Annotated in this window: 3 protein-coding genes; 2 read left to right on the top strand and 1 reads right to left on the bottom strand. The window is 69.9% G+C overall.

All coding sequences use genetic code 11. From position 1 onward, the window contains the following. Positions 1-268: hypothetical protein (locus tag DD1DGNOD_RS13820; protein ID WP_131770336.1), on the bottom strand; the 268-nt coding region annotated here is incomplete at its 3' end. A gap of 152 nt (positions 269-420) precedes the next feature. On the opposite strand from DD1DGNOD_RS13820, the gene DD1DGNOD_RS13815 reads away from it, so the two are divergent. Together DD1DGNOD_RS13815 and nhaA are read left to right on the top strand one after the other, a co-directional pair. After that, positions 421-1,098: an MBL fold metallo-hydrolase gene (locus tag DD1DGNOD_RS13815; RefSeq protein ID WP_430827804.1), complete on the top strand. Its 678-nt coding sequence runs from the start codon at positions 421-423 to the stop codon at positions 1,096-1,098. A gap of 161 nt (positions 1,099-1,259) precedes the next feature. Beyond that, a partial coding sequence (nhaA, locus tag DD1DGNOD_RS13810) for a Na+/H+ antiporter NhaA (protein WP_131770334.1) occupies positions 1,260-2,516 on the top strand: 1,257 nt, incomplete at its 3' end.

Genomic DNA, 2,516 nt, shown 5'->3' with positions numbered 1-2,516 from the left:
ACTTCTGGTCGATGGAGACCGCCGGTGACAGGCCCTCGATGAAGTCGACGTCGGGCTTGTCCATCTGGCCGAGGAACTGGCGGGCGTAGGCCGACAGCGACTCGACGTACCGTCGCTGCCCCTCGGCGAAGATCGTGTCGAACGCAAGGCTGGACTTGCCCGAGCCCGAGAGGCCGGTAAAGACGATCAGCGCGTCCCGCGGCAGGTCGAGGTCGACGTCACGCAGGTTGTGCTCTCGCGCGCCGCGCACGACGAGACGGTCTGCCATCGTGGAGATCCTTCGCGGTCTGCTCGGGGATGGGACTGGTCGTGCCGCGACCGGACGTGACGTCCGCGGCGACTGCCATGCTACGGACGGGCTCCGACAGTTTCGGAACGGAGGATGATGGAACCTACACAACCGACATCCAGCGAGGGATGATGGGACGCGAGATCAACGGTGACAGCTACACCGGCGCGGTGCGTGTCGGCGGGCCGGCGGACGTCCGGGAGCTGCCCGGACTGACCATTTCCAAGGTCGCGGTAGGCCCGATGGACAACAACGCCTACCTGCTGCGATGCGCCGCAACAGGCGAGCAGCTCCTGATCGATGCCGCGAACGAACCCGACACGCTGCTGGGCCTCATCGGTGCCGGCGGCCTTGCGACGGTGGTGACGAGCCACCGCCACGGCGACCACGTGCAGGCACTGGCCGCGGTGGTCGCGGCCACCGCGGCGAGAACGGTGGCGCACCCCGACGACGCCGGCGCCATCCCGGTGGCGATCACGACTCCGGTGCGTGGCGGTGACGAGGTGACCGTCGGTGAGGCCACCTTGCGGGTCATCCACCTGGTCGGGCACACCGCCGGCTCCATCGCGCTGCTCTACGGCGCCGACTCCGAAGCACCACATCTGTTCACCGGTGACTGCCTGTTTCCTGGTGGCCCCGGAGCCACCTTCGGGGACCCTTCAGCGTTCAGATCCCTCATGGACGATCTGGAAAGCAAGGTCTTCGGCCCGTTGCCCGACGCCACGTGGATCTACCCGGGCCACGGCAAGGACAGCACTCTCGGCGCGGAACGTCCCCACCTGGCCGAATGGCGCGCCCGCGGCTGGTGATCATCCGGCTGGGTTTCTCGCCACCCTGGTCCACAACGGCACCCCACCGCGCCGAAGGGCACTGACGACGTCGCCGGTCCGACCGCCGCGGACGAGCGCCTGATGAACCGGTCGCGGGACCGTGGGCGCGGGAGGCCCGGACGAGAACGAGAATCGACGGCGTGACGGAACCGGACCGGCCAGGCCAGGCGCTCGCAGGCAGGACCCCGTGGCCGGGCGGCCGGTCGCCGCTGCGGGAGTTCCTGCGCACCGAGACCGGCGGTGCCGCCGTCCTGCTGGCGGCAACAGCTGCCGCCCTGATCTGGGTGAACGTCGCCGCCGCGTCGTACGAGACGGTCTGGGGGACCGAGCTGTCGATCGAGATCGGCCGCTGGGGTGTCGCGCAGAACCTGCGGGAGTGGGTCACCGGCGGGCTGATGGCGTTCTTCTTCTTCGTTGTCGGGCTGGAGGCTCGGCGCGAGTTCGACATAGGAGAGCTGCGGGAGCGGCGCCGCCTCACCATCCCCGTCGTGGCCTGCCTCGCGGGGATGACCGCGCCCGTCCTGATCTATCTGGCGGTCAACGCGGGGGAACCGTCCGCGCGCGGCTGGGGGATCACGATGTCCACCGACACCGCCTTCGCGCTGGGTGTGCTCGCCATCGTCGGGCCACGGTTCCCCGAGCGGCTGCGGACGTTCATTCTGACGCTCACCGTCGTCGACGACTTCGTCGCGCTCGCTGTCATCGCCGTCTTCTACAGCAAGGACATCGCCTGGGGCGCACTCGGCGCCGGACTCGGTATCTTCGCGGTGATACTCGCGGTGCGGGCGGCGGGCATGCGCTCCGGCCTGGTCTATGCCACGCTGGGGTTCGCGACCTGGGTCGCGCTGTTCCACTCCGGGATCGACCCGATCGTCATCGGGCTTGCGATGGGCCTGCTGACCTATGCCCGCCCGGCGGCGCGCAGCGACCTCGAGCGCGCTACCGACCTGTTCCGGTTGTTCCGCGAACAGCCGACGCCGGAGCTCGCCCGCAAGGCCCAGGTCGGCGTCTGGTACGCGATCTCGCCGAACGACCGCCTCCAGCAGATCTTCCACCCGTGGACGAGCTACCTTGTCGTCCCGCTGTTCGCGCTGGCGAACGCCGGGGTCGAGATCAGCGGCGACTTCCTCGGCCGCGCGCTGCGCTCGCCGGTGACGCTCGGCGTCATCGCCGGCTACCTGCTCGGCAAGCCGGTGGGCATCGCCGGCTCGGTGTGGCTGGTCAGGGTGGTCACTCGCGGCCGGGTGCGCCCGCCTGCCGGCTGGGACGCGATCACCGGCGCTGGGGTACTCGCCGGGATCGGCTTCACCGTGCCACTGCTGATCGCGACGATCGCGTTCACCGGCGAGCGCCTCGAGGAGGCGAAGATCGGTATCCTGGTGGCGGCGCTCGCCGCG

The sequence above is a fragment of the Candidatus Protofrankia californiensis genome (assembly GCF_900634765.1).
Classification (GTDB): Bacteria; Actinomycetota; Actinomycetes; order Frankiales; family Frankiaceae; genus Protofrankia; species Protofrankia californiensis.
Note: the sequence above shows the minus strand (reverse complement) of the source record. Positions and strands in the feature narration are given on the sequence as shown.

Bases quoted from the DNA above. Each gene is read 5' to 3' on its own strand.
- DD1DGNOD_RS13815 (WP_430827804.1), top strand. From the start codon at position 421: ATGGGACGCGAGATCAACGGTGACAGCTACACCGGCGCGGTGCGTGTC.